The 23,542-nt window shown below is 28.1% G+C and carries 26 protein-coding genes and 1 riboswitch; of the genes, 12 read left to right on the top strand and 14 right to left on the bottom strand.

Going from position 1 to position 23,542, the window contains the following annotated elements:
• Window positions 1-45 precede the first annotated feature (45 nt).
• Genes GQX97_RS08655 through GQX97_RS08645 form a run of 3 tightly spaced genes read right to left on the bottom strand, consistent with a single transcriptional unit; the run spans window position 46 to window position 2,480 of the window.
• Window positions 46-918: a DUF1848 domain-containing protein gene (locus GQX97_RS08655; RefSeq protein WP_157151539.1), complete on the bottom strand. Its 873-nt coding sequence runs from the start codon at window positions 916-918 to the stop codon at window positions 46-48.
• Window positions 919-922: 4 nt separating this feature from the next.
• Window positions 923-1,450, bottom strand: a complete 528-nt coding sequence (locus tag GQX97_RS08650; protein WP_157151538.1) for an NUDIX domain-containing protein — start codon at window positions 1,448-1,450, stop codon at window positions 923-925.
• Window positions 1,434-2,480: a hypothetical protein gene (locus GQX97_RS08645; RefSeq protein ID WP_157151537.1), complete on the bottom strand. Its 1,047-nt coding sequence runs from the start codon at window positions 2,478-2,480 to the stop codon at window positions 1,434-1,436. The genes GQX97_RS08650 and GQX97_RS08645 overlap by 17 nt, the downstream gene beginning before the upstream one ends.
• 121 nt (window positions 2,481-2,601) lie before the next feature.
• Window positions 2,602-2,740, top strand: a riboswitch (cobalamin riboswitch).
• Window positions 2,741-2,823: 83 nt separating this feature from the next.
• Here GQX97_RS08645 and GQX97_RS08640 point away from each other — a divergent pair.
• The gene (locus tag GQX97_RS08640) at window positions 2,824-3,375 is read left to right on the top strand and encodes a hypothetical protein (RefSeq protein ID WP_232473300.1); all 552 of its coding nucleotides are present in this window, start codon (window positions 2,824-2,826) and stop codon (window positions 3,373-3,375) included.
• A 6-nt stretch (window positions 3,376-3,381) separates the two neighbouring features.
• Window positions 3,382-5,331: a TonB-dependent siderophore receptor gene (locus GQX97_RS08635; protein WP_157151536.1), complete on the top strand. Its 1,950-nt coding sequence runs from the start codon at window positions 3,382-3,384 to the stop codon at window positions 5,329-5,331.
• Window positions 5,332-5,814: 483 nt separating this feature from the next.
• Here the strand turns inward: GQX97_RS08635 and nth are convergent, their stop codons facing one another.
• The 8 genes from nth to GQX97_RS08595 form a co-directional block, all read right to left on the bottom strand.
• Window positions 5,815-6,468 (bottom strand): endonuclease III, encoded by a 654-nt coding sequence (gene nth / locus GQX97_RS08630; RefSeq protein WP_157151535.1) that lies wholly within the window; start codon window positions 6,466-6,468, stop codon window positions 5,815-5,817.
• Between the two features lie 11 nt (window positions 6,469-6,479).
• Window positions 6,480-7,514 carry a PdaC/SigV domain-containing protein gene (locus GQX97_RS08625; protein ID WP_157151534.1) on the bottom strand — a complete coding sequence of 345 codons (1,035 nt, stop codon included), beginning with the start codon at window positions 7,512-7,514 and terminating at the stop codon, window positions 6,480-6,482.
• Window positions 7,515-7,616: 102 nt separating this feature from the next.
• A complete protein-coding gene (gene tpiA, locus GQX97_RS08620) occupies window positions 7,617-8,378 on the bottom strand; it encodes a triose-phosphate isomerase (protein WP_157151763.1) in 762 nt (253 codons plus the stop codon).
• A gap of 30 nt (window positions 8,379-8,408) precedes the next feature.
• Window positions 8,409-8,969, bottom strand: a complete 561-nt coding sequence (locus GQX97_RS08615; RefSeq protein WP_157151533.1) for a hydrolase — start codon at window positions 8,967-8,969, stop codon at window positions 8,409-8,411.
• Between the two features lie 115 nt (window positions 8,970-9,084).
• Window positions 9,085-10,050 (bottom strand): flagellar filament outer layer protein FlaA, encoded by a 966-nt coding sequence (locus tag GQX97_RS08610; RefSeq protein ID WP_157151532.1) that lies wholly within the window; start codon window positions 10,048-10,050, stop codon window positions 9,085-9,087.
• Between the two features lie 208 nt (window positions 10,051-10,258).
• Entirely contained in the window at window positions 10,259-11,509 is a 1,251-nt protein-coding gene (ftsA, locus tag GQX97_RS08605; RefSeq protein WP_157151531.1) for a cell division protein FtsA, read from the bottom strand.
• Window positions 11,510-11,634: 125 nt separating this feature from the next.
• The gene (locus GQX97_RS08600) at window positions 11,635-12,120 is read right to left on the bottom strand and encodes a hypothetical protein (RefSeq protein ID WP_157151530.1); all 486 of its coding nucleotides are present in this window, start codon (window positions 12,118-12,120) and stop codon (window positions 11,635-11,637) included.
• Between the two features lie 6 nt (window positions 12,121-12,126).
• Window positions 12,127-12,780 (bottom strand): hypothetical protein, encoded by a 654-nt coding sequence (locus GQX97_RS08595; RefSeq protein ID WP_157151529.1) that lies wholly within the window; start codon window positions 12,778-12,780, stop codon window positions 12,127-12,129.
• A gap of 273 nt (window positions 12,781-13,053) precedes the next feature.
• Here GQX97_RS08595 and GQX97_RS08590 point away from each other — a divergent pair, with 273 nt between their 5' ends.
• From GQX97_RS08590 to GQX97_RS08570, 5 genes are all read left to right on the top strand, one after another.
• Entirely contained in the window at window positions 13,054-13,734 is a 681-nt protein-coding gene (locus GQX97_RS08590) for an ATP/GTP-binding protein (protein ID WP_157151528.1), read from the top strand.
• A 6-nt stretch (window positions 13,735-13,740) separates the two neighbouring features.
• A complete protein-coding gene (locus GQX97_RS08585) occupies window positions 13,741-14,508 on the top strand; it encodes a hypothetical protein (protein WP_157151527.1) in 768 nt (255 codons plus the stop codon).
• Window positions 14,508-15,491, top strand: a complete 984-nt coding sequence (locus GQX97_RS08580; protein ID WP_157151526.1) for a glycosyltransferase family 9 protein — start codon at window positions 14,508-14,510, stop codon at window positions 15,489-15,491. The genes GQX97_RS08585 and GQX97_RS08580 overlap by 1 nt, the downstream gene beginning before the upstream one ends.
• A gap of 62 nt (window positions 15,492-15,553) precedes the next feature.
• Window positions 15,554-15,916, top strand: a complete 363-nt coding sequence (locus tag GQX97_RS08575; RefSeq protein ID WP_157151525.1) for a hypothetical protein — start codon at window positions 15,554-15,556, stop codon at window positions 15,914-15,916.
• Window positions 15,900-16,370, top strand: coding sequence for a GNAT family N-acetyltransferase (locus GQX97_RS08570; protein WP_157151524.1), 471 nt, complete (start codon window positions 15,900-15,902; stop codon window positions 16,368-16,370). Before GQX97_RS08575 ends, GQX97_RS08570 begins: the two co-directional genes overlap by 17 nt.
• A gap of 196 nt (window positions 16,371-16,566) precedes the next feature.
• Here the strand turns inward: GQX97_RS08570 and GQX97_RS08565 are convergent, their stop codons facing one another.
• Both GQX97_RS08565 and GQX97_RS08560 read right to left on the bottom strand, forming a co-directional pair.
• Window positions 16,567-16,962, bottom strand: coding sequence for a secondary thiamine-phosphate synthase enzyme YjbQ (locus tag GQX97_RS08565; protein ID WP_157151523.1), 396 nt, complete (start codon window positions 16,960-16,962; stop codon window positions 16,567-16,569).
• Between the two features lie 21 nt (window positions 16,963-16,983).
• Window positions 16,984-17,652 (bottom strand): hypothetical protein, encoded by a 669-nt coding sequence (locus GQX97_RS08560; RefSeq protein WP_157151522.1) that lies wholly within the window; start codon window positions 17,650-17,652, stop codon window positions 16,984-16,986.
• Between the two features lie 76 nt (window positions 17,653-17,728).
• On the opposite strand from GQX97_RS08560, the gene cdaA reads away from it, so the two are divergent.
• Genes cdaA through GQX97_RS08540 form a run of 4 tightly spaced genes read left to right on the top strand, consistent with a single transcriptional unit; the run spans window position 17,729 to window position 20,387 of the window.
• On the top strand, window positions 17,729-18,514 hold the full coding sequence (cdaA, locus tag GQX97_RS08555; RefSeq protein WP_157151521.1) for a diadenylate cyclase CdaA: 786 nt from the start codon (window positions 17,729-17,731) through the stop codon (window positions 18,512-18,514).
• 1 nt (window position 18,515) lies between these two features.
• Window positions 18,516-19,484 (top strand): YbbR-like domain-containing protein, encoded by a 969-nt coding sequence (locus GQX97_RS08550; protein ID WP_157151520.1) that lies wholly within the window; start codon window positions 18,516-18,518, stop codon window positions 19,482-19,484.
• Window positions 19,469-19,846, top strand: coding sequence for a NusG domain II-containing protein (locus tag GQX97_RS08545; protein ID WP_157151519.1), 378 nt, complete (start codon window positions 19,469-19,471; stop codon window positions 19,844-19,846). The genes GQX97_RS08550 and GQX97_RS08545 overlap by 16 nt, the downstream gene beginning before the upstream one ends.
• Before the next feature lie 31 nt (window positions 19,847-19,877).
• Window positions 19,878-20,387: a Gx transporter family protein gene (locus GQX97_RS08540; protein WP_157151518.1), complete on the top strand. Its 510-nt coding sequence runs from the start codon at window positions 19,878-19,880 to the stop codon at window positions 20,385-20,387.
• Window positions 20,388-20,616: 229 nt separating this feature from the next.
• Here GQX97_RS08540 and GQX97_RS08535 read toward each other — a convergent pair whose 3' ends face one another.
• Window positions 20,617-21,615, bottom strand: a complete 999-nt coding sequence (locus GQX97_RS08535; RefSeq protein ID WP_157151517.1) for an aldose epimerase family protein — start codon at window positions 21,613-21,615, stop codon at window positions 20,617-20,619.
• A gap of 174 nt (window positions 21,616-21,789) precedes the next feature.
• On the opposite strand from GQX97_RS08535, the gene GQX97_RS08530 reads away from it, so the two are divergent.
• A complete protein-coding gene (locus GQX97_RS08530; protein ID WP_157151516.1) occupies window positions 21,790-23,481 on the top strand; it encodes a DNA adenine methylase in 1,692 nt (563 codons plus the stop codon).
• Window positions 23,482-23,542: the final 61 nt, after the last annotated feature.

The raw sequence follows: 23,542 nt of genomic DNA, 5'->3' as shown, positions 1-23,542 counted from the left end.
TATTTTTATTTTTTATAAAGAGTTAAAGAGTTGTTTTAATTGTTTTTAAAATAACTCTTTATTTTTTATAGTATACAAATCGCTTAATTGTTTATATTGCTTCAAAAATATAGAAGAGTCTTTAATATTATTTTTTTTATTAGCATAACAGTAAATACAATCAGATAAGCAAGTGTTGTAAGCCCCTATGTCAATACTTTCAACGCACCCGCAATTAAGCCTTTGATTTTTGTCTTTCTTTGCTTTAATACTATAGCCTACTATTTTTGATATAAGCTCAGCATCAATGCATTTAGCTTTATTAATATTAGGCAAATCCTCGCAGCAAGCCTCTACAGTTATATTATAATATTTAGCAATATCATTAATAAACGAACACATCTCAAAAATATGCTCATCATCTTTTTTAATATTTATATATTTTATTTTATTTTCTATCTTTTTGTAAATATCAACGAAACTTATTATGCATTTATTTGTATAGTTATGTAATTCTTTTATTAAATATTCAAAATGTTTTTTATGATAATCAATATTATATTTATCGCTTAAAATAATAGGGTCATATCGCCACAAAACTTTTTCTCTGCCTATTTTCTCTGAAAGCCTTTTAAACGAATTTATTATTTTTTCTTTTCTCTTTGAAATAACATTCTCTATATCTTCGCCGTATGAGTTAATTGTAAATTGAAAATAATATTTATAACTTTTAAGCAAATGTAATTTATCTATCATAGGAGAAACATCTTTAGTCCAAAACACTATGCAATCAACCGCATCAACAGACAAATCTATCTTACTTACCTGATGACTATTAAAAGGATTTTTTACCAAACAATACCCTTCTTTTATTCTATCAAAAAACCAATCAGAATAATAACAAGGAATGTCCGTTCTTCTGCTTGCACTTATTATCATATAATTATTGAGTTATTTTTATATATTCTCTTAAAGCTTCTTTTGATGACTTGAAAGCCAATCTGTCAAAATCAATATTCTCTTTTTTTATAAATACCACCTCAGAGGCATCATCAGCAGGTTTAACATCAGGCACATAATCTATCTTAGCATAAAAAAACATATCAGTAGTAACATACATCATACCCTCATAAATATATTCATTACTTCCGCTTATAAGAAAATGTATATTATCTACTTTTATATTAGTCTCTTCAAAAAGCTCTCTTCTAACAGCATCTTCTATTTTTTCATAAGGCTCGCAAAACCCGCCCGGCAAATCAATATAACCCTTCTTAGGCTCAAACTTCCTCTCAACAAATACTATGCCCTTAGGTGTTTCGACAACCATCCCGCCCGCACATGCAGGATTGATAAAATAATTCCTACCGCACTTTGAACAATTAAATATCTTGACTCCATTATATATAAAAGAATCTTTCTCTCCGCAGTAAGGACAGTATTTAAATTGATTTTTAATATGCTCTTTCATAACTTCTATTATTTATATAAAATAAACTAATATCTTTTACCTTGCTTATAAATATGTCAGACTCCGCCCATATACCAAAAGGTGCCTTATTAAAAAATAAATTATCTTTGTTTGATAAGTTTACACTCTTATAATGATAATTATTAGGGTCAACATTATAATAATCATATATATAATAATATTCTATACCAATATCTTTCATCTTTTCTTCTATTACAGTTTCCATCTCTTCTATTGTGTTTGCCACTATATAATATGAAGAAACAAAAGATACCGTCTTACACTTTCCAAGACAGCGGACAGTAACATTCCACCATTTAGGCTCTCTATATATTTTCTCATCATCATTAATCATCACAAAGCCAAAACTATGCTTTAAATTGTTAATAATATCATAATAATCAAATATATATTCATAAGTCTCGCTATAGCTCTCATAGGATACTATAGAAGATAAAGAATAATGCCAGTGAATGTCCGCACTAATAAAAACAGGAGTTTCGTCTAATAGATTAAAAGAATCTAATATTCTATTGATTTTTTTAATATTTTTAAAAGGAGTATTTATAATAATTTCTTTATCCAAATTAATAAAAATCTCAAAATCATTATACTCATCAACAACCCCAAAGCCAACAAATCCGCATTCTACCCAAAGCTCATTATATTTTTTAAACACCCTTCTAATCTCGCTTAAAGATATATCAGGGTCGCTCATAAGCACATCAAAGTCTCTGTTTATATCCTCACTTTTTCTCTCTATCACCATAGTAGCATAATATGGAAGTAATTTTATTAATTTTAGAAACAAATCTGAAAGCCTATTTGCTGATATTGAAATGCTGTAGGAATACATATCAGCACTGTCCTCAGAAGTTTTTAATTCTATACTCACGCCCTCTTTAGGTTTGGAAGATTCTATAGGAACTATTCCCAAAGGCACATAAAAATCATTTATAATTATTCTTTTTTCTTTAATTTTATTTAATATACTTTTTCTTTTCTTGTTTTTTTGAAAATAGCTAATCACAATACTCTCTCTCCATAAAACTAGTAAGCATAAAAAATATTTGTGATATAATAATAAAAAAACGGCTCTATGTCAAGCATAATATTAATATGAAATAAGATAAAAAAAATAATATTTCTTGACATAGATTTTTTTTGCTGTATACTCTTTTGTGCAATAGGGGGAATGAGGGTGAAAATCCCACGCTGGCCCGCAACCGTAAAGCTTAGTTCTAAAAAACTAACGAAGTCGGAATGCCTTATTGTAAAATAATCGAGTCGAGTGCACTATATTATGAGTTTTATTCTTTTTTAAACTTATAAACTTTTTATGTATTCGCTCCTAATTTTAAAGGAGTTTTTTTATGTTTAAAACAATATTTGTTTCAACATTAATAATTTTTTCTTTTTTATCTTGTACTAACCCAAACCAACCTAATACCACACAATCACAAAGAGGAGAATATAAACTTCTCACAGATGAAAGTATTTTAAGCCTAAGCTGGACTGATAAAAATAAGCAAGAATATTTCCGCACCAACTGGCTAAATACATTCACAAATCAAGCAATAATACCCGCAGGCGTAACAACTGCCACAAGAGAAACAGATGAAAAAGGCACATATTTAGAAAACGGCGAAGTGTTAGGTAATTTTATATATGCTACAAATATAGAATGGAAAGGCACAAACTGGATAGGTGCATTATATGAAGACCCAAGAAGACCAGAATATGATAGTAAATGGATGTTATTTCATATAGATACAGATGGAAACTTTATGCTTGCTTCAGGATTTGATACAGGTGCTACAGGTGCAGAGCCTCCAACAGAAGAAGATTGGAAAAAAATAATGTCTAGCTGGGGTTCATATATTACAGGTATAATAAAAGACTTTAATTATAATCAACAACAATAAATAATTATGAAACGTTTTATCATATACTTCTTTTTTGCTTCTATAAATTTATTGTATTCGCAAACTTACCTTATAAGAGAGCTTAAAGGAGGTATATGGGTTACTTCACAGGTAGAAACAACCAATAATACTCAAACAAATAATAACTCTTCAAACTCATCATACAAAAGCCCTATAAATGTAAATAACAAAACTATCACCTCTGAAGAAATAGAGAGAATGGGCTACAACAATGCTAAAGAAGTATTAGAAAATCAGGCTGGCTTTGTAAACAAGGGAAGCTATATGGGTAATGAAGTGGTTGACCCTGCTTTTGGAAATGCTGACAATATAAAAATATATATTAACGGCGTTTTGATGAATACTGCTAAAGGTAATGCTGATGCAGGTGTGGACTTAAGAAGAATACCTTCAAACCTCATAGAAAAAATAGAGATAATAGGCTCTTCAATTTACATCACAACAAAAACTCCAAAAGAAGATATTATACTTTTATCATTATCATATGGCTCATACAATACAATAGCCCCTTCAATACTGTTTTCAAAAAATATAGACGATAATCAAATATTCACCTTTACAGCAGATTCTTATTACAGCGACGCTAATTATTATTATAACTTCACAAACCTAGCAGGCAAATGGGTTGAAGGAAACATTGAAGACAACAGACAATTTATAATAAACTCTTCTGCTAACTATAAATATATATTTAAAAATAAAGACTATATAAATGCATTTGCAAATATATCATATTCAAGTTCAGCATCACAATATCAAATTCCTCCAATAATCTATACTGATTCATGGTTTAATTTTACAACTCTAGCTTCATCTATATCATACAACGGCTTTTCTGATGTGCTGGATTATAATATAAATCTCTCATACTTGTTTGATTCATTTGTAGACAGACCATATCTTCAAAACGGAAAATTTGTATCAGATTATAAATCACATGGATTAGCTATAAATACAACATTAAAAAGAATGGATGAACTTATACCAAACACTATTACATTATATAACCAACTAACTCCCGAATATAGATACGATATACTTACAGAAGAAAAAAATGCCTTAGAAACTAATTTTAAATATAACCCTCAAAGACATTCACTAAATATAAAATATGATTTTCAGCTTTCGTTCGGATACTGGGATAATAATACTCCAATATTCACACTTATGCCAAGTATAAAATATGAATATCAAAATGAACTTTTTACAAATCAAAAACATAATAATTATTTAGCATATAATGCAGGATTTAATTTAAACTTTTATAAAGGCTATAGTTTGTATTTTGCCTATATGAGCGATTATACAAGCCCAACATTTAATGATTTGTATTACGGCAACTTCAGCAACCCAAACTTAAAACCAGAAACCTATAATCAAATACTCACTAAAATATCATTAGAACCAATAACAAACTTAAAAATAGAATCCGCATACACATACACCACCTACACAAATAAAATAATATGGTACAGCAGTATTCCAGAAAATGCAGACAGTGCTATAGCTCATGTATTTTCTTCAAGCATAGGATATGATATTTACTTTTTAACCTACAATAAAATAAAAGCAAAAATAGAATATTCTTATCAGCTAGCATATCTTAACGCAGAAAAACTTCCAAAAATAGGTTTGCCTAATAATGTTGTAACGGCACTGCTTGGATATGATTTTGTTTCAGATGGTAAAATATTAAGCTCATTATCTTTTAATATTTATTATATATATTCAAGCCCAAGAGCGATGACATCAAATAAGCCCGTATATTATTCAGAAGAGTTTCATAATTTGAATATATCATTTTATTCTATATGGTTTAAGCATTTAATATTTTCTATGCATTTTAAGAACATATTGAATAGAACCCCTATGTTATCAACCTATTCAGTAGCAAAGCCATTTACTTTTGAATTTGAAGTTGGGTATAATTTTTAGTTTATATTTGGAGAATTATTTTTTATTGTTTTCGGGGACTAGCCCCCCTGCGAAGCGTGCCCGTAGGGTAGAACCCCCCAGTTCTTTTATTGCCACAAAGAACCAAAAAGGCTGCATTTTTTAGCTAAAATATATAATTAATATTATTTAGTATTATTCTCTTACTCGCACTTTTTGGTTCTTTTTGCTGCGGGAAAAAGAATAATAAATTTTTTGTCTTTTTTTGTTTGTGGGGACTAGCCCCCTGCGAAGCGTGCCCTTAGGGTACACACCCCCACTTCTTTTGGTGACCCAAAGAAGCAAAAAGACTGCATTTTTTAGCTAAAATATATAATTAATATTATTTAGTATTATTCTCTTATTTGCACTTTCGCGAAGCGTGCCCTGAGGGCAAAAACTTTGACAAAGTCCGCACAGCGACCGAAGGAAGTGCCTGCGGTGCGAAGGCGGGAAAAAGTTGAATAAAAATAAAAACATAAAATTTTATTTCTTGTTCTTGAAATAGTCGCAATACTGTGAAACTGTACATTCACTGCATAAAGGGCTAATGGGCTTACATAGGTTCTGCCCATAAACAACTAATGTGTCATTATAAACCCGCCAATATTCTTTAGGCAATTTCTTCCTCAAGGCAAACTCTGTCTCTTCAGGTGTCTTTGTGTGAACGTAACCGAATCTATTTGATATTCTATGTACATGCGTGTCAACACATATGCCGTCTTTATCAAAAGCCTCTGTAACTACTAAATTCGCAACCTTTCTCCCTACCCCTTTGAGTTTTAAAAGCTCATCTATCTCATCAGGTACTTCACCATTATAATCATTAATAATCATATGAGAAACTTCAAGTATATTTTTTGCTTTCACATTATAAAAACCAACAGGGTAAATAAGTTTAGCAATCTCTTCTTCTGTAAGCTTTATCATCTCTTTTGCACTTCCTGCCTTTTCAAACAGCCTCATAGAAGCATCTCTTGTTGTAGGGTCTTTTGTTCTAAGAGAAAGCATAGTAGAAATTAATATTTTATAAGCATCTCTATTTGTGATTAGTTTTATCTCTGTTACCACAGGCATAGGCATAGACTTAGTAACTTTTATAAGTTCTTTCATTATAGGGTGTATATCTTTATCATTCATAAAAAACTCACCTATTCAAATAAATACATAAATACAGAATCTTGTTTTACAAAAGGCTTTAATTCAGAATATCTAAACTCTATTTCAATAATACCATGTGCATAATCGGATATTTTATAAGCAGGCCATATAAACTTGATACCTGTGGGAGTAATGTCAAATGTATCGCTTAATGTAATACTCTCAAAATCAAAGAAATCAGATTCTGACATAGTTTTTGTAAGTTTTGAACGCATCAAATTAATTAAATCAATATCAGCAACATCATCTATAAGCTCTGATACACTTAAACCAATTCTCTTTCCTGTGGATATTAAATATATATTAGGCTGAACATTGTATATGCCATGAACTCCGCCTGCATAAGAATAATTATATATAGAAAATGATATTATATTCTCATCTATAAATGACACCTCAATACTTCTTTGCATATTAAACTTATCATTTTCTTCTATAGTTTCTTTCCAAGTATTGTATTGCGATGAAATTAAATTATTAAGTGTATCTATAACTTTTTCTTCATCTATAGATTTAGTATCATCAATGTCTAAAGATATTCTATTTATAGCTTTTATGTTTTTGTCATTTTCTATAACAACAGCATCTCTACTCGATTCAAAACTTCCATTATCATCTTTAATATCTAATTTAGCATTTATAATCCTAATTTTATTTATAGGATAATTATTGTCTAGAGAAAAAGAAAAGTTGAAAGTGTTATTTTTGTCAGCCGAAATCCAATTACCAGTAAAAATCATATCATCACTAATTTCACCTTCTAAAGAACCTATTACCCTATCATTAATGCTCTCATTAAGACGAAATGTATTTCCATTTATACTACCCTTTATATCAATAATCTGCTTTATAGTGTCATAATAATATTTACCTGATAGATTATTATTATCTATATATAAATACATACTTATAGGAGTACTGCCAATGTTTCCTTTAAGAAAATAAAAATCTTTTTTTGATATATCTATATTTTGACAAAACAGCAAAGAAGAAAATAACAAAAAAATATAAACAACTTTTTTCATTTAAAAACCCATAAATTATATTTTAACTATAATAATATAAATGAAAAAATAAAACAAGGGGGGATTTATATCCCCCCTTACAAATAAAAATTATTTAATAACTTACTTAGCTATATAATTAACTATTCTAGCAAACTTATCAGCAACTAAAGAAGCACCGCCAACCAAAGCACCATCTATATTAGGCATATTAAGTAAATCATCAGCATTTTTTTCATTAACGCTTCCGCCATAAAGTATAATCATACCCTCAGCAACACTGTCATTATAAATAGACTTTAATGTATCTCTTATAGTTTTATGTACATCATCAGCATCTTGAGGAGTAGCAGTTTTACCAGTACCAATAGCCCATACAGGTTCATAAGCTATAACTACTTTTTTAGCCTCAGCTTCACTTAAACCCTTAAAAGCCTCTTTTACTTGACTGCTTACTATATCAGAAGTAATTCCCTTCTCTCTCTCTTCTAAATGTTCACCTACACATAAAACAGGTACTAAATTTTTATCTAAAGCTCTTTTTACTTTTTTGTTTATAAGCTCATCTTTTTCACCAAATATGTCACGGCATTCAGAGTGACCAATTATAACATACTCACATCCTACAGCCAAAAGCATATCAGCAGAAATCTGTCCTGTAAAAGCACCCTTCTCTTCATAATATAAATTCTGTGCTCCTAATTTTATATTGCTTCCCTTAATAGCATTACAAACATCACTTAAACAAGTAAAAGTAGGTGCTATCATAATGTCTCTGTCTTTAGCATCTTTTACTAAATCTTTTAACTGATTTACTAACTCTAAAGCCTCTTTATTAGTATTATTCATTTTCCAGTTACCAGCTATAAGTTTTCTTCTCATAATAATTATTCTCCTTATTATAAAATATTATACTTAATTTTTTAATAAATTACTTAAATCTTTAAAATTAGGTACTTTTGAACCTTCTATAAATCCAAAAAGAACCATCTCTGTACTTATAATATTAGCCCCCAATTTCCTCATCTGTTCTAAACCAATTTGCTTATCATTGTCAGTTCTAGAAGCACAAGCATCAGCAACCACATAAACATTATATCCATTTTGAAGCAAATGATACACACTATAATATACGCATACATGTGTCTCAGCTCCAAATACTATAATATTCTTTTTATTTAAATTATTAAACTCCTCAACAAAATCTTCAGTAGCAAATACACTAAAATGATCCTTAGAAAATAATTTATGATGTTTAGGAAGCATTACTCTCTCATCAGTAGCTCCTAAACCTTTAGGATACTGCTCAGTGACCAAAACAGGTATATCATATATCTCAGAAGTTTTAAGTAATATATTAGACTTTTTTATAAGAGTATCTAAATTATCCATAGAAGGCATAAGTTTAGCTTGCAAATCTATACAAATATATAAAGAATTATTTTTATCCAAAATAGGTTCATTCATAAGTTTCATAAACAAATCCTTAAAAGCACTATATAAATATCAAAGAATACAAAAAACATAAATAAGGGGAAACAACATAAATATTTGCTTCCCCTTAAAAAACTTTCAAAAACTCACTTAATTATTATTGAGCAGCAGTTTCTTCAGTTTGTGTAGTTTCAGTTGCTGCAGCACCAGTATCTTGTTGTTGCTGAGCATCACCGCCACCATTAATACGTCTTTGTTCTAATTCTTGTAACTCAGCAGCTTCACGAACTCTAGCATTTTCAATAGCTTGTTTTCTTTCGTTTTCAGTTTTTAATAACTGCCAAGTAGCTTCATCATCGATATCTTCTTCGAAATCAACAACTACTACATCATATTCCATAGTTATATCTTTAACATAAGTAATGAAATCACCACCTTGAGTATCTTTAGTTCTATAGAAACCTAAAGAGTCTAATTTTACAGAAGGGATCATTCTAGGATAAAGAGGTTTTCTTACTAATACTCTGTCGCGAACATTAGCTAAATACTCTCTGTTTTCCCATCTTAATTGTCTCCAACCGCTGAAGTAAAGAGCACCCATAGGATAAGATTTTAATTCACCTAATTCATTTTGTAAGTTTACAAAATAAGTAACTAAATAATTACGTCCATATACCCAAGAGCTAATAGATTTAATTTCGCCAACATTGTGTACTACACCTTTACCGTCTGTATATTTTGTACCGTCAGTTCCGCCGTACATTTCAAGTTGAAAAGCAGGTTTTACTAAAGCATAGCTATTCCAAGCTTGTAGAGGGAAATGTACTCTTACACCAAGAACTTTACCAGCTTCCCAAGCTCCGTTATTACCTTTACTATCTACGTTAGTAACATATGAATTCCTGCGGTTTTCTGTTAATCTAGCAGATTCATTCAACCATACTACCCAGTTATCGTTGTAAAGATTTTGCTGAACAGAAACTACTTCATTTGTATCATCTCCTGCAGGCTGCAAGTTATCAGCATTACCTGTTATAGCAAAATCAATTAAAGTTGAATTTGTTACACCGTAAGCAGATGCAGCAACAAAAATAGAAGCTAATACTGCGAATAACTTTTTCATAATTTATTGCACTCCTTGTACTAATTAATAAGCATAATAATAGTATTTTATACACTAAATTACCCAATTTGTCAAGTAGATTTAATAAAAATAACTAAATCTACAAAAATAATATGTAATTTTAGTTGACATAATGTTTAAATTAAAATACAAAATGGAACTTATTTGATGAGTATAGTTTTTATTATAATTTTATTAAAAATATTTATTATTTAAAAAACTCCATAAATGACTTTTTTATATTAAACTTAAACTTTTTCTTATCGCCTGTTTTTTTAGCATTAGGTATATTAACTTTAGTAGCCTCATCTAAGCTCATCATAAGTATGCCAATAACAGCAGAATAAGAAGGATTATTAGCAATATCTCTAATGCCGTAAATATTATTAGGAACACCTATTCTCGCTGTAATAGGCATAGCTCCTTTTACTGTTCTTTGATATGCCTTAGCTAATTCAACCAAACCGGGAAGTAATGCACCTCCTCCCGTAAATACCATACCAGCAGATAAAGAATCTATATACTTCATCTTTGATAATTCTTTACCGCATAAGCTAAGTATCTCTTCTACCCTAGCCTGTATAATTTCTGTTAAAGACTTTTTAAGTATGGCTTTACTTTCGCCGCTTGCAGTAGGAACTTCAACTATCTCTCTGTCGCCTACCATATCCACAAAAGCACAGCCATATTCACATTTCAATTTTTCTGCTGTAGGAATAGTTACTCTTAAACATTCAGCTATATCATTAGTAATATGCTGACTTCCTATAGGTATAACAGCAGTATGCCAAACAGAGCCTTCCAAAAATACCATGAGCGATGTAGTAGAATGCCCTATATCAAACACAACTACCCCAAGCTCTTTTTCATCTTCTGTAAGACAAGCCTCAGCACTTCCGCGTACACTCACTATAAAATCTTTGCCGCTAAACTTCATTTTATTTAAAGTTCTTCTTAAGTTCTCACTTACATATTTAAGCCCAGTGATAAGATGAACCTTTGTTTCTAATCTTGTTCCAGACATTCCTATAGGGTTTTTTATCTCATCTTGACCGTCTAAAGAATATTCCTGTTCTATTGTTTCTATAATCTCTACATCTGAAGGCAAACGAACATTTTTAGCACTTTCTAATACTCTCTCTATTTCTAATGGAGTTATTTCTTTATCTTTTGTATTAACACCAATAACCCCTTTACTATTCATTCCGCTTATATGGTCGCCGCCTATAGTAGCTATAACATCAGGAGCCTGAAGTCCTGCCATATCTTCCGCTTTGTTGATAGATTTCTCTATAGCATCAGCAGCAGCATCTATATTTACTATAATACCCTTTCTAATGCCGTCACTCTCACTCTCCCCTATCCCTATAATATCAAGTTTATCCTCATTAACCCTTGCTATTACAGTTTTTATTGATGAAGTGCCGATATCTACACCAGCTATTATTGGCTCTTTCAAGGTTAAACTCCTAAATAAAGTATTATGTTAATATTGTCGGTATATTATTATTTTCATTAATATTTTTTTGTTATTAATATTCTTTTGTATAGATTTTTTATATTTTTATAAGATTTACATAATTATTAATCAATAACCCACTTATCGCCTTCCTGAGCCATAATAAATGTTTGTCTCATATTTGCTGTAGATTTATTTACCCTATCATAAACTGAAGTACCAACATCTATATAAGCATTTTTCCCCTCAAGCTTTATGCTGTAAACTTTATCTATCTTTGTTTCAAACTCAAAATCTAATGAAGGGTTCGATGCAGCATATTCATCTGCATTTTTTACATTACGGGTCTTAGCTAAAACTTCTTTATAGCTAGATGAATAAAAATTATTATAAGCTAACTTCACGCTCTCTTCATCATACGGTAAAGACAAAAACTCTTCTAAAGATTTTAAAGCCGATGTTTTTAATGCATCTTCATCATAATTTTTTACTTCAATAGCCTCTTTGTTTTCATCATCGCTTAAAATAATTTCTACTTTCTCGCTGCCGCTCCCGCAAGAAACAAATAAACTAAATAAAACAAATAAAAAAATTGTTAAAATATTATTCATAAAAAATTAAAGCCCTTCCAATATCTCTTTTCTATTGTTTTGAGGAGGTATAGATTCTTTCTCTCTTATTCTAGTTTGCGAAGTAGTTGTAATATTATTCATATTGAGATATTTAACAATACTAGGACGCTCTAATATAATTCTATTATCCCCATTCTGCCAAGAAACAGTTTCTGCATCCAAAAAAGCTCCCTTGCCGTATTTTACAGATAAAGAAGAAAGTAACTCTAAAAAATCCACCTGATCGGGCTGAAAATATATAGTAATAGAATATAATGAATCATCTTTAAAAATAAAATATCCGCTCTTATAAAACTTATTCTCTTCTAAAGACAAAAAAGTATCACTCTCTTCTGAAGCTAAATCTACTCCATTAGTATTAAGCATATATTCTTTAGGAAGCATCATAGTATTATCTTCCAATATGGCTCTAATCGTATCTTCTCTAGTAGAGCCTAATCTTATATTTTTAAATCCAGTAATAGGTACATTAATTATTGCTGGTTTTCTTCCAACTATAGAATCATTTGTGATATAACTTTCTTCTTCTGTTGTTGTATTGTTGTTATTATTTTGAGGCGGAGTATAAGCGTCATTAGTTGCATTCTGACTAAACAAATTTAAACAAAACAAAAACATCATTATTAATATATATCTCATAATATTTTACCTACTTTAAACTATAATATAGTATCGACTATATTTTTAATTTAATTATTTTTTTTACATATACTTAAAATATATATTTATAACTTACATATATAATATATAAAACTTATAAAATTATTTATTATAAAATTATTTTTTTTATAAAAAACATACTATTATAATAATTACATAATAATTATGTATACTAAAATTTGAAAATATTCTAAAATATATTATATTATAATATGAAATATTCTATAAGAAAGTTTTTTAATGTAGGTGGATATGAATATAAAAAATAATAGAGTAACTATAATATGCGGGCATTATGGATCAGGGAAAACAACATTCTCCATTAATTATGCCATCTATTTAAGAAACAAAACAGACAAACAAATATATATAGCAGACTTGGATGTTGTAAATCCTTATTTTCGCTCAAGAGAACATGCTCAAAACTTAAAAGATAAAGATATAAAAATAATAGGAAGCTACTTGCCTCAATCTGGTTCAGATTTGCCTGCTGTGTCTGCTGAAGTTTATTCTATATTTAATAATAAAGATATTGTAGGAATAATAGATATGGGAGGAAACTCTGTTGGAAGCTTATCTTTTGCCACTTTTAGAGAGTGTGTTCAAACAGATGAAACTGATGTATTTTTTGTTTTAAATGCCAACAGAAAAGAAAACTCCACTTTTGAACTTGCTTTAGGTCATCTCATCTCTATAGAAGCTACACTTGCATTAAAGGTTACAGGGATAGTAAATAATACTCATCTTATGAATGATACTACTTTAGAAGATATTATAAAAGGCGAAGAGATAGCAGAACAAATCTCTAAAGAAAAAAATATAGATGTGATATGCAGTTGCGTTAATAGTAATTTAATTAAACAAAATATAAAAACAAAATATCAATTATTTAATATGGAATATGATATAAAAAATATAGGAAACGTTATATAAGTTAGTATGGAATGTTATTATAGTAATAAAAAATTATATGAGCTAGCACCTTTGCTTTCACCTAGCATATACGAAACTATATTTTATAATCAATACGAAATAAGGGCTGATAAAAATGCTATTATATTAGATGATAAAGTATTTGATGATGTTTTTATAGAAGAAAAAATATATAGAAATTTTATTTTATCAAACTCAAATAGACTTGGAAAATCTTTAAACTATTTGGGGCTTAATCAGATGCATGGATGTATTATTGATAATTTAGAAATAGATGATAACAATAATAAACTTGTATTAACTCTTATTGATACAGGAGTAAATAAATTAGCTAAAACTTTAATAGAAACAAAAGCTATTAATTTGGATATAAAACCATTTATAGTAAAAATAATATTTGAAAATGTTTACTGTTTTTCTAACAACATCATAGATAAAGAAGAATCAATTATAAAAAATAATGACAATATAATAGAAAAAACATATATACAAGATCAAATTACTTTAATAAATGATAATGAAATAGAGATTGTTATATCTCTTCAAGATAAAGAAGAGAAATTAAGTTATTATATAATAAAATCTAAAAATACTTCTATTGTAGATGAAGCGAGAGACACTTGGCTTAGCACTTTTTATGGAAATGATTTTGCTATGCTTTATGATTATTTTATTAATACTAGAAAGACTAATAAACTTGTTATGAATAGAAATGTTTGTATTGGCATTATAGCTAAATATGAAGAGTTCATTTCTCAGCTGGATATATCTTAATGAACGAAATAAAAAACTTATTAATACATGCTCCAAATTGGCTTGGTGATATAGTGATGTCTTTACCTGCGATACATTTAATAAAAGAAGAATATAAAGATATTAAAATAACTGCATTAGCAAAAAAATCTATGTTTGGAATACTTACTGTAAGCGGATTAGTTGATGATGTAATAGAATTAAAAAGATTTCCTGCTTTGAGAAAATATAATTTTGATGCTGCTTTACTTTTTCCTAATTCTTTTGAAAGTGCTTTTAGGATATTTGGGCATGGCATAAAAAGACGCATAGGATATAGGGCTGATTATAGGAGTTTTATGCTTACGGATATAGTAGAAAGAGAGCCTGTTAGGTGGTGGCATACTTCAGATTATTATGTTAATTTACTTAAAACTTTAAATATAAAAAAATCTCGACCAACTATAAAACTAAATATAAAAGAAGATATTCTAAATAATGCCAAAGAATATATTAAAACTATAAACCCTGAAAACAAAAAAATATTTGCATATGGAATAGGAGCTACTAATAGTTTTGGTAAAATCTGGAAAGAAGAATATTTTGCTGAAGTTATAAATTATTTATCTCATAAACATAATGCTTTGGCTTTATTTATAACCACTCCAAGCGAAAAAGAAATATCTGATAAAATATCTGCAATGCTAAACAAAGAGCCTATTATACCATATACTTCATTAGATAATATAGCTGCCATACTTAGCCTATGCGATGGATTTATAGGAAATGATTCCGGAGCTATGCATGTTGCTTCTATAGTTGGCATACCTACTTTGGCTTTATATTTTGCCACACCCGCCGGTATAAACCTCCCAATAGGTGTTAACAGCCATATAATAGAAAAAAAACCAGATAATAAAGCTTGCATCTGCGGCGGCAGAAAATGCTCCCTTAACACTTTTGAATGCCGAGAAGTGATAAAACCAAATGAAGTAATAGAAAAATTTGAAAGCATAATATATTGATAAAAAATGTTATATGCTATATTATTTCATAATAAAATAATTAAATAATAAATGGAGATATTATGATAACTTTTAAAAACATAGATGATAATGAAATGAAATACATTATAGAAAATAAAGAAGTAAGCAGCAATATAAAAAATGCTTCAGAGAATGTGCTTGCTGTATTTACACAAAATTGGTGCGGAGATTGGAAAGGATTAAAAAGAGAATTAAATGCTAATGAACAAAATAGTGAAGTAGATTTAACTGTATTTATATGTATATATAATGAAAGCGGTCTTTATGAAGAGTTTATGAACTTCAAAGAAAATGAATGGAAAAATGACCTTATTCCTTATTTGAGATATTATAAAAACGGCAATTTTATTAAAGACACTAATCATTTGCCATTTCAAAGAATTATGAATGTGTTTCAGCAATAATGATTTTGAAATAGAAAAAGCTCAATTAGAAGATTTAGAAGAAATTAGCAATTTAGCTAAAAGAATATATCTTAAATACAATTCATCATTAGATACAGATGAAGGGATAAATAATATATTAACATTTATTAATTATGATAACTTATTAATGAGAACATATATTGACGGCTCTCTAATTCTTAAAGCAAAAGATATAAAAAAAAATATTATTATAGGCTTTATAGAAATAAGAAATTATAATCATATATCACTTTTATTTATTGATGATGAGTATTTTAGACTAGGTTTAGGAAAGAGTCTATTTGAAAAAGTTAAAGATATAATGCCAAGCGATAAATATTCTGTTAATTCTAGCGATTATGCTGTAGACTTCTATAAGAAATTGGGCTTTGTTGCCATTTACGACAATATAAAAGTAGAAAACGGCGTTCATTTTCACCCAATGATTTTTTAAAATACCTCGTATATGTATATTGACAAATAACTTTTTTTGTATATACTATTTATTATAAAAGGTACATATATGTGAATATTAATAGACTTAATTGGTTCAATTATAAACTTTATAAAAAAGAAACTTCAAAAATAGACAAACATTAACCTAAATATTATTGCACAAGGGCTACTCCTCCCAAGTGCAATAATACTAATTATTTTTTCATTACTTGTACATAAACTTTTCTGTTTCTCGCCCCATCAAACTCAAAGAAATATATATCCTGCCAAACACCTAAAACTATATCTCTATTTTCTATTATAACCGTTAAACTAGGCGAAACCAAAGATGACAAAACATGCGCCTGTGAATTGCCTTCAGAGTGTCTATAATTATCATGCTGAGCAACTACCTTATTAAAAGCATTTTTCATATCAAATAAAACATTACTATCGGCATTTTCATTGATGCCGACACCTGCAGTGGTGTGAGGGGTAAATATAACAGCTATGCCTGATTCTACCCTCTCTTCTAAAACACATCTTCTAACCTCTTCTGTTATGTCTATAATGTCAAATCTTGAGTTAGTTTTTACATTAATAGTATGCATAAGTACACTCCTTATTTTTTATTATATAATAAATCTTAAAGCTAATTGCATCCCCACACTAAGGGCACTTATATTATGATATTGATAATTAGGATTATTAACACGTACAAACACATCATAAAGAATATAGCTTCCAAGATTAATATTTAAATATCTATTGATAGGAAATGAATAATCAAAAGTTAGTTTAATAAAAGTAATGGGAGCAGCTTCGCTATAATATAAGCTTGTATTGTAAACATTTTTATTATTAACTTTCTCTATATAATTTACCGTAGTAGGCATCTTTACACCTATTCCAAAACCAATAGAAAAATTATCTATACTAAACTTAGGCAAAACCCCAACAAGAATATTTTCAAAATAATAAGAATAAGTGTTTTTTAAATCTTTAGACCTATAAGAATAACTATCATGGCTATATCCAAACTCTGCTAATATGCTCAAAGCCATTCTATCAGATAGAAAATACATATATCCAAATTGTAAAGAAGCCCCTATTTCAAAATCTACAAAACTCTTCATACTTAAAACCGTAGGATTATTAATAAGCTTAGAATCTGAAAAACCAATGCTCATTCCAAAAGGCACATTTAACAATACTTCAAATCTATTTTTTTGTGCAAATACATTAAAACTCAAAGTAAAAATAAAAATTATTATTAAAAATAGCCTTTTAAAAAAATACATCAAAAAATACCTCAGTTTTAATATTATAATATTTTTTATTATTTGCAAATATACATATATATGATATAATAATCATATGCTGTATAATATCAATAATTTTATATCAACTTCAAATTGGCGTTATCTTTTTTATAGTCTTGATATAATTTTAGTAGCGATATTATTCTACATTTTCTACATGCTTATGTATAATACTAGAGCATATAGCATAGCCCTAGGTTTTATAATACTTTTCTTTATCACATTAATAGCTAAAATCTTCGGACTCACTACCCTATCATGGTTATTTGATAAGTTTTTCCAAGTAGGTCTTATTGCAATAGTGGTGCTGTTTCAGGCAGAAATTAAACATGGTCTAAGAATATTAGGCGGAAGAGCGTTATTTAAAAAATCTTTCGGATACAACGAAGATCAAATACAAAAAATCATGAGTGCAACTTTTAATTTATCCTACAAAGGTTATGGTGCTTTAATAGTGTTTCAAAGAAATATATCTTTACACTCTCTTGTAGACAAGGCAGTAAAGATTAACGCTGATATATCCATAGAATTATTAGAATCTATATTTTTTAAAAATAACCCCATACATGATGGTGCTGCAATTATAATGGAAAATAGAATAGCGGCTGCAAGTGCATATTTACCCCTCACAGAAACAGAACCGCAAATAAAAAATAGAAGACTAGGTACTAGACACAGAGCTGCACTTGGTATATCTGAGCAAACTGATGCTGTTGTAGTGGTAGTCTCAGAAGAGACTCAATGCGTTTCTATTGTTCATGGCGGAATATTAGAATATAATTTAAGTAGGGACGAATTATATAAAAGGCTTGGAGAGCTTTTAGAGGTAAAAGTAGATTAATATGAAAGATATTATAATAAAAAGATTTAAACATAAAAAATTGTTATCCTATATAACAAATAGATTTTGGATTAAAGCTTTATGTTTAGTAATGTCTTTTATGCTTTTTTTGTATGTAAGATATCAGCAGGAATATAACAAAGAATATACTACAAAACTAAATATAAAAAATCTTCCCGCAAAACTATTAATTGCAAATAACATCAAAGAAACTATAACTGTTAGTGTAAAGGGATTTAAAGATAATATATATGAACTTCCGAGAGATTTTTCTGCTTATATAGATTTAACTAATGCACAAATTGGAAGCAATATGTATAGAGTATATTTAGAAAATGATGCTGATTATTCATCACTTAATATAAATATAACTCCAAACAAAATACCTGTAGTGTTAGATCAATTAGCATACAAAACTGTTCCTATAGAAGTACAAACTGTAGGAAAAGCATCATTGGGTCTTGAGATTGAAAATATAATCATTAACCCTTCAAATACTATAATATCAGGACCTAAAACTTTAATATCTCAAATTGATAGATTATATACCAGAACCATAGACCTTGATAATAAATATTTGGATTATAATACTAAACTTAGTTTAAACATACCGCCAAATGTGAAATCTGATACTGCTAGAGTAGATGCTAGTATAATTTTTAATAAAGATATAGAAATAGTAACTTTTGAAAATATAGAATTGAATATAAATAATTTAAATAGCAGATTCAATATAAAATACAGCGAACCTTTAATTGTGAAAAAAATTGTATTAGAAATGAATAAAAACTTAATAGAAAACTTAAAAAAAGAGGATATATCACTTTCATTAAATTTAATAAACATTACAAATGAAGGTATATATTCAAATATGTCAATAGAAGCAAATATTCCAGATTATGCTAAATTATCATATATAGAGCCTTCATTTTTTGATATAGAAGTAGAAAAAATATGGACAAATCAATAATAAAAAATATTAGGTTTGGAGATATTATTATTATTTTAATTATAGTAATATCTATTTTTTATTATGCAAAAAACCTAATAGAAAACAAAGGAAGTAAAATTATCATAGATACTCCTTCAAAATCTTTAAGATATGATTTAAACACTGACAGAGAAATAAAAGCAGAAGGGCTTATTGGAGAGACTACAATTATTATAAAAGACAAAAAAGTAAAATTTGAACATTCTCCATGCCGAGATAAGCTTTGCATAAAAGCAGGCGAATTAAAAAATGCTCCTATAATATGCATGCCCAATGGAGTGTTAATAAGATTTGAAAAAAATACTGAAAATGATATAACAATAGATTCTGTTGTACAATAATATTATACAATAAATAAAGGTTTTTTAATATATGACACTTTTTGAAGAGATTAAAACACATACTGGAAAAAGAAGAGTTTATGATATAATATTTTTTGCTTTTTTATCTTCGTTTATTGCAGCAATAGAGAATATGTTTCCGAGGCCTATACCATATTTTAGGATAGGTTTTTCTTTTATTATTATATTAATGGTTTTAGATTCATTTAATTTAAAAGAGCTTCTTCTTATGATAGCTATAAAAAACATATCTGTTGCTATAGTGTTTGCCTATATTCTCACCCCTCCATTTTATCTTGGAATAACTGGTGGGATTATGTCGGTTATAGTAATGAAAGCTATGAGAAACTTTAAAAATATTTTTTCTCTTTTGGGTGTAAGTATTGTTGGAGCATTAGTAAGCAATTTATCACAAGCGATACTCTCACAATATCTTTTTAATTTACCAGATATAAAATTTTTAATACTTCCTGTTTTAATAATATCATTAATAACAGGGAGCATAATAGGAATATTCACTATTATTTTTAACAGAGAATAAAAAATAATTTTACATATTTCATATAAAACTGAAATATTTGCACTTTCACTAAACATAAATAAAGAACTTAAATACTTGCACTTTTCGCGAAGCGTACCCGTAGGGTAAAAACTTTGACGAAGTCCGCACCGCGTAGATGCGGGAAAAGTTGAATAAAAAACTCATATATATAAACAATAAAATTAAAAATACTATAAATACTTATCAATTTAATTTTTAAACAAATACATTACAAAGCAGTAAACTTATAAATAGTTCTATGCTTAAACTCCCTGTCTGGATAAAGTATTATACTTGGAAAATGATTATAATTTAGTGATAAAGTAAAATATTGTGTCTCCAAACAAAAAGCCTCATGTTTATTTAATACTTGCCCTCTCACTTGTAAATTGTTCAAAGAATTAGCAGTGTAAAACAAAACAGAAGGCATATCTGTAAATACTTCTAAAGATATTAAACTCTCTTCTGAAACAACTTTTACTCTAGATTTTTTTATGTCATTATCATCAAATACAAAACAGTTATCGCATCCGCCTTTGGATTTTATTATAGTGTCAATCTCTTTCATATTTCTAAAGTCATAAGGAGTATTATCAACTTTAATAATTTCTCCAGAACTGTCTCCGTTTTCATTTTCCGGCAAATAATAATTAGAATCTATTGATATTTTATGATTATTAATTTTACCTTTTCCATTCAAATTAAAATAAGAATGGTTCATTATGTTTACTGGAGTTTGTTTATCAGTGGTTGCTTTATAATCTATTATAACTTCATTATCTTCTGTAAGCGTATATGTAACAGTTAAATCTAAATTACCCGGATAACCTTCTTCACCGTCTTTTGATAAATAATGAAACTCTATTTTGTTATCAGCTATTTCTTTTGAAGTAAAAAATACATAAGAAAGACCATCTACTCCTCCATGCGTATGATGAGGTGCTTTGTTTGGATTTAGTTTATATTCTTTATCTCCTATTTTAAAAGCAGCGTTCAAAGTTTTACCAGCAACCCTTCCAACAGTAGCCCCCATATGACCATTTTTTGCTTTAGCACTATAAAAGCTAACATCGTCAGAACCAAAAGCTACTTCAATATTATCTCCTTTTTTGTTCTTAAAAAATATACCTGTTATAGAAGCTCCAACATCTGCTAACTTTAATTTTAATCCATTACTGTTTTCTAATGTATATAAAAACACGTTTTCTCCAAACTTTTCTTTTGTCATAAAAAATTCTCCTAAATATTATAAATATAATCTTGCCAAAATTAAGTATATAAGTTTTAATAATTATATTCTAACATCTTATTCATATTTATTATATATCAACAAAATAAAACTGCAAAAATAGTTATTGATTATTTATCTATATTATGTTAATATGATTATGTTAATATAATTATGATAACTAAAGATAACTACCTCAAAAATAACCTGATAGCCTATATCGGTAATAAAAGAAGACTTCTGCCTTTTATAGAAAATGCCTTTCTAAATATTTTAGAAGAAGATAAAAATATAAAAACGGCATTAGATTTATTTGCTGGAAGCGGAAGTGTGTCAAGACTTTTAAAAACTCTTAATTTAAAAGTATATTCAAATGATTGGGAGTATTATTCATATATATTAAACTACGCACATATATGCATAAACCAAAAAGATGTAAATAATATGTTTAAGCATACTGGAGGTGTAGAAAACACTATTAATATAATAAACAACATCAAAACTATTGATGATAAAGACAGATACATTTCAAAATATTATGCTCCGTTAGATGATAACAATCCAGATTTAAAAAATGAAAGATTATTCTACACTCAATATAATGCCACAAGAATAGACATAATAAGACACAACATAGAAGAACTTTACAAAAATAAAGCAATAAATAAAAAAGAATATTATTATTTATTAGCTTCTATAATATATGAAGGGGCAACACATACAAACACATCTGGCGTATTTAAAGCTTTTCACTCTGGTTTTGGGGGAAGAAACAAAGACGCTTTAAAAAGAATACTTTCACCAATATCATTGAAAGAGCTTTCTCTATACGATGGAATAAACGGCGAAGTAAGCATGCTTGATGCAAATGAATATGTATTAAAAAATAAAGATAAGCATTTTGATTTGGTGTATTTAGATCCTCCTTATAATCAGCATCAATATGGAAGCAATTATCATTTATTAAACACAATAGCATTATGGGATAAACCTACAATAAATAGAGAAATATATATAAACGGCAAAAAAACAGATAAAGGCGGTATAAGAAAAGATTGGGTTAAAACAAAATCAGATTACTGCTATAAAAAAACAGCAAAAGATGCATTTAAAAACTTAATAGATAATATAAATGCAAGTCATATAGTATTGAGTTATTCTACGGACGGTATAATAGACTATGATGATTTAATTTCAATATTAGAAAGCAAAGGAAAATTAAAAATAGTAACATCAGAGTATACAAAATATAGAGGGGCAAAACGCTCTGTAATAAATAAAACTAAAAATGTAGAATATTTATTTATAGTTGACACTAAAAAAAATAATACAAGCAGCAAAAATAATAATATAAAATACATTGAAAATATAAGATTAAAATTAAATAACCCCATAAACACTATAAAAGATAATTTGGTATTTGAAAATAAAAAAGAAGGAAATATTATATTAAAATTAAAATATACAACGCATATAATAAATCAAGAAGAAATATGCCAAATATTAAAAAATAAATCATTGGAATATATAAAATTGTTTTCAGAGTTTTTGAATAAGCATATAAAAGAAGATAATATAGAAGCATTAAAAATATATTTATCGCACTTAAAAAACGCCATACTAATAAACGATAAAAAATTAATAAAATATTTTTCAAATTATATACTAACAATATATACTAGATTATGCTCAAAGAGGTCTAATGAATATATAGTTGATATTACAAATGAAATATTAAACATCATATCCTACTATAAAATTGATGATATAATATATATAGACAAAATAAAAAAGAGAATAGTTTATAATATATCACATTCAGAGATATCAGAAGAGAATAAAAACAACATATTAGTAAAATTATAATTTATAGTGAAATTTTTAATTTTTGTGGGGACTAGCTCCCTGCGAAGCGTCCTGAAGGGCA

Origin of the sequence: Brachyspira sp. SAP_772 (assembly GCF_009755885.1) — a bacterium.
Lineage (GTDB): Bacteria > Spirochaetota > Brachyspiria > Brachyspirales > Brachyspiraceae > Brachyspira.
Note: the sequence above shows the minus strand (reverse complement) of the source record. Positions and strands in the feature narration are given on the sequence as shown.

Coding starts and splice junctions, on each gene's coding strand:
- GQX97_RS08655 (WP_157151539.1), bottom strand. CDS start 918: ATGATAATAAGTGCAAGCAGAAGAACGGACATTCCTTGTTATTATTCT.
- GQX97_RS08650 (WP_157151538.1), bottom strand. CDS start 1,450: ATGAAAGAGCATATTAAAAATCAATTTAAATACTGTCCTTACTGCGGA.
- GQX97_RS08640 (WP_232473300.1), top strand. CDS start 2,824: ATGTTTAAAACAATATTTGTTTCAACATTAATAATTTTTTCTTTTTTA.
- GQX97_RS08635 (WP_157151536.1), top strand. CDS start 3,382: ATGAAACGTTTTATCATATACTTCTTTTTTGCTTCTATAAATTTATTG.
- nth (WP_157151535.1), bottom strand. CDS start 6,468: ATGAATGATAAAGATATACACCCTATAATGAAAGAACTTATAAAAGTT.
- GQX97_RS08625 (WP_157151534.1), bottom strand. CDS start 7,514: ATGAAAAAAGTTGTTTATATTTTTTTGTTATTTTCTTCTTTGCTGTTT.
- GQX97_RS08615 (WP_157151533.1), bottom strand. CDS start 8,969: ATGAAACTTATGAATGAACCTATTTTGGATAAAAATAATTCTTTATAT.
- GQX97_RS08610 (WP_157151532.1), bottom strand. CDS start 10,050: ATGAAAAAGTTATTCGCAGTATTAGCTTCTATTTTTGTTGCTGCATCT.
- GQX97_RS08600 (WP_157151530.1), bottom strand. CDS start 12,120: ATGAATAATATTTTAACAATTTTTTTATTTGTTTTATTTAGTTTATTT.
- GQX97_RS08595 (WP_157151529.1), bottom strand. CDS start 12,780: ATGAGATATATATTAATAATGATGTTTTTGTTTTGTTTAAATTTGTTT.
- GQX97_RS08590 (WP_157151528.1), top strand. CDS start 13,054: ATGAATATAAAAAATAATAGAGTAACTATAATATGCGGGCATTATGGA.
- GQX97_RS08585 (WP_157151527.1), top strand. CDS start 13,741: ATGGAATGTTATTATAGTAATAAAAAATTATATGAGCTAGCACCTTTG.
- GQX97_RS08580 (WP_157151526.1), top strand. CDS start 14,508: ATGAACGAAATAAAAAACTTATTAATACATGCTCCAAATTGGCTTGGT.
- GQX97_RS08575 (WP_157151525.1), top strand. CDS start 15,554: ATGATAACTTTTAAAAACATAGATGATAATGAAATGAAATACATTATA.
- GQX97_RS08570 (WP_157151524.1), top strand. CDS start 15,900: ATGTGTTTCAGCAATAATGATTTTGAAATAGAAAAAGCTCAATTAGAA.
- GQX97_RS08565 (WP_157151523.1), bottom strand. CDS start 16,962: ATGCATACTATTAATGTAAAAACTAACTCAAGATTTGACATTATAGAC.
- GQX97_RS08560 (WP_157151522.1), bottom strand. CDS start 17,652: ATGTATTTTTTTAAAAGGCTATTTTTAATAATAATTTTTATTTTTACT.
- cdaA (WP_157151521.1), top strand. CDS start 17,729: ATGCTGTATAATATCAATAATTTTATATCAACTTCAAATTGGCGTTAT.
- GQX97_RS08550 (WP_157151520.1), top strand. CDS start 18,516: ATGAAAGATATTATAATAAAAAGATTTAAACATAAAAAATTGTTATCC.
- GQX97_RS08545 (WP_157151519.1), top strand. CDS start 19,469: ATGGACAAATCAATAATAAAAAATATTAGGTTTGGAGATATTATTATT.
- GQX97_RS08540 (WP_157151518.1), top strand. CDS start 19,878: ATGACACTTTTTGAAGAGATTAAAACACATACTGGAAAAAGAAGAGTT.
- GQX97_RS08535 (WP_157151517.1), bottom strand. CDS start 21,615: ATGACAAAAGAAAAGTTTGGAGAAAACGTGTTTTTATATACATTAGAA.
- GQX97_RS08530 (WP_157151516.1), top strand. CDS start 21,790: ATGATAACTAAAGATAACTACCTCAAAAATAACCTGATAGCCTATATC.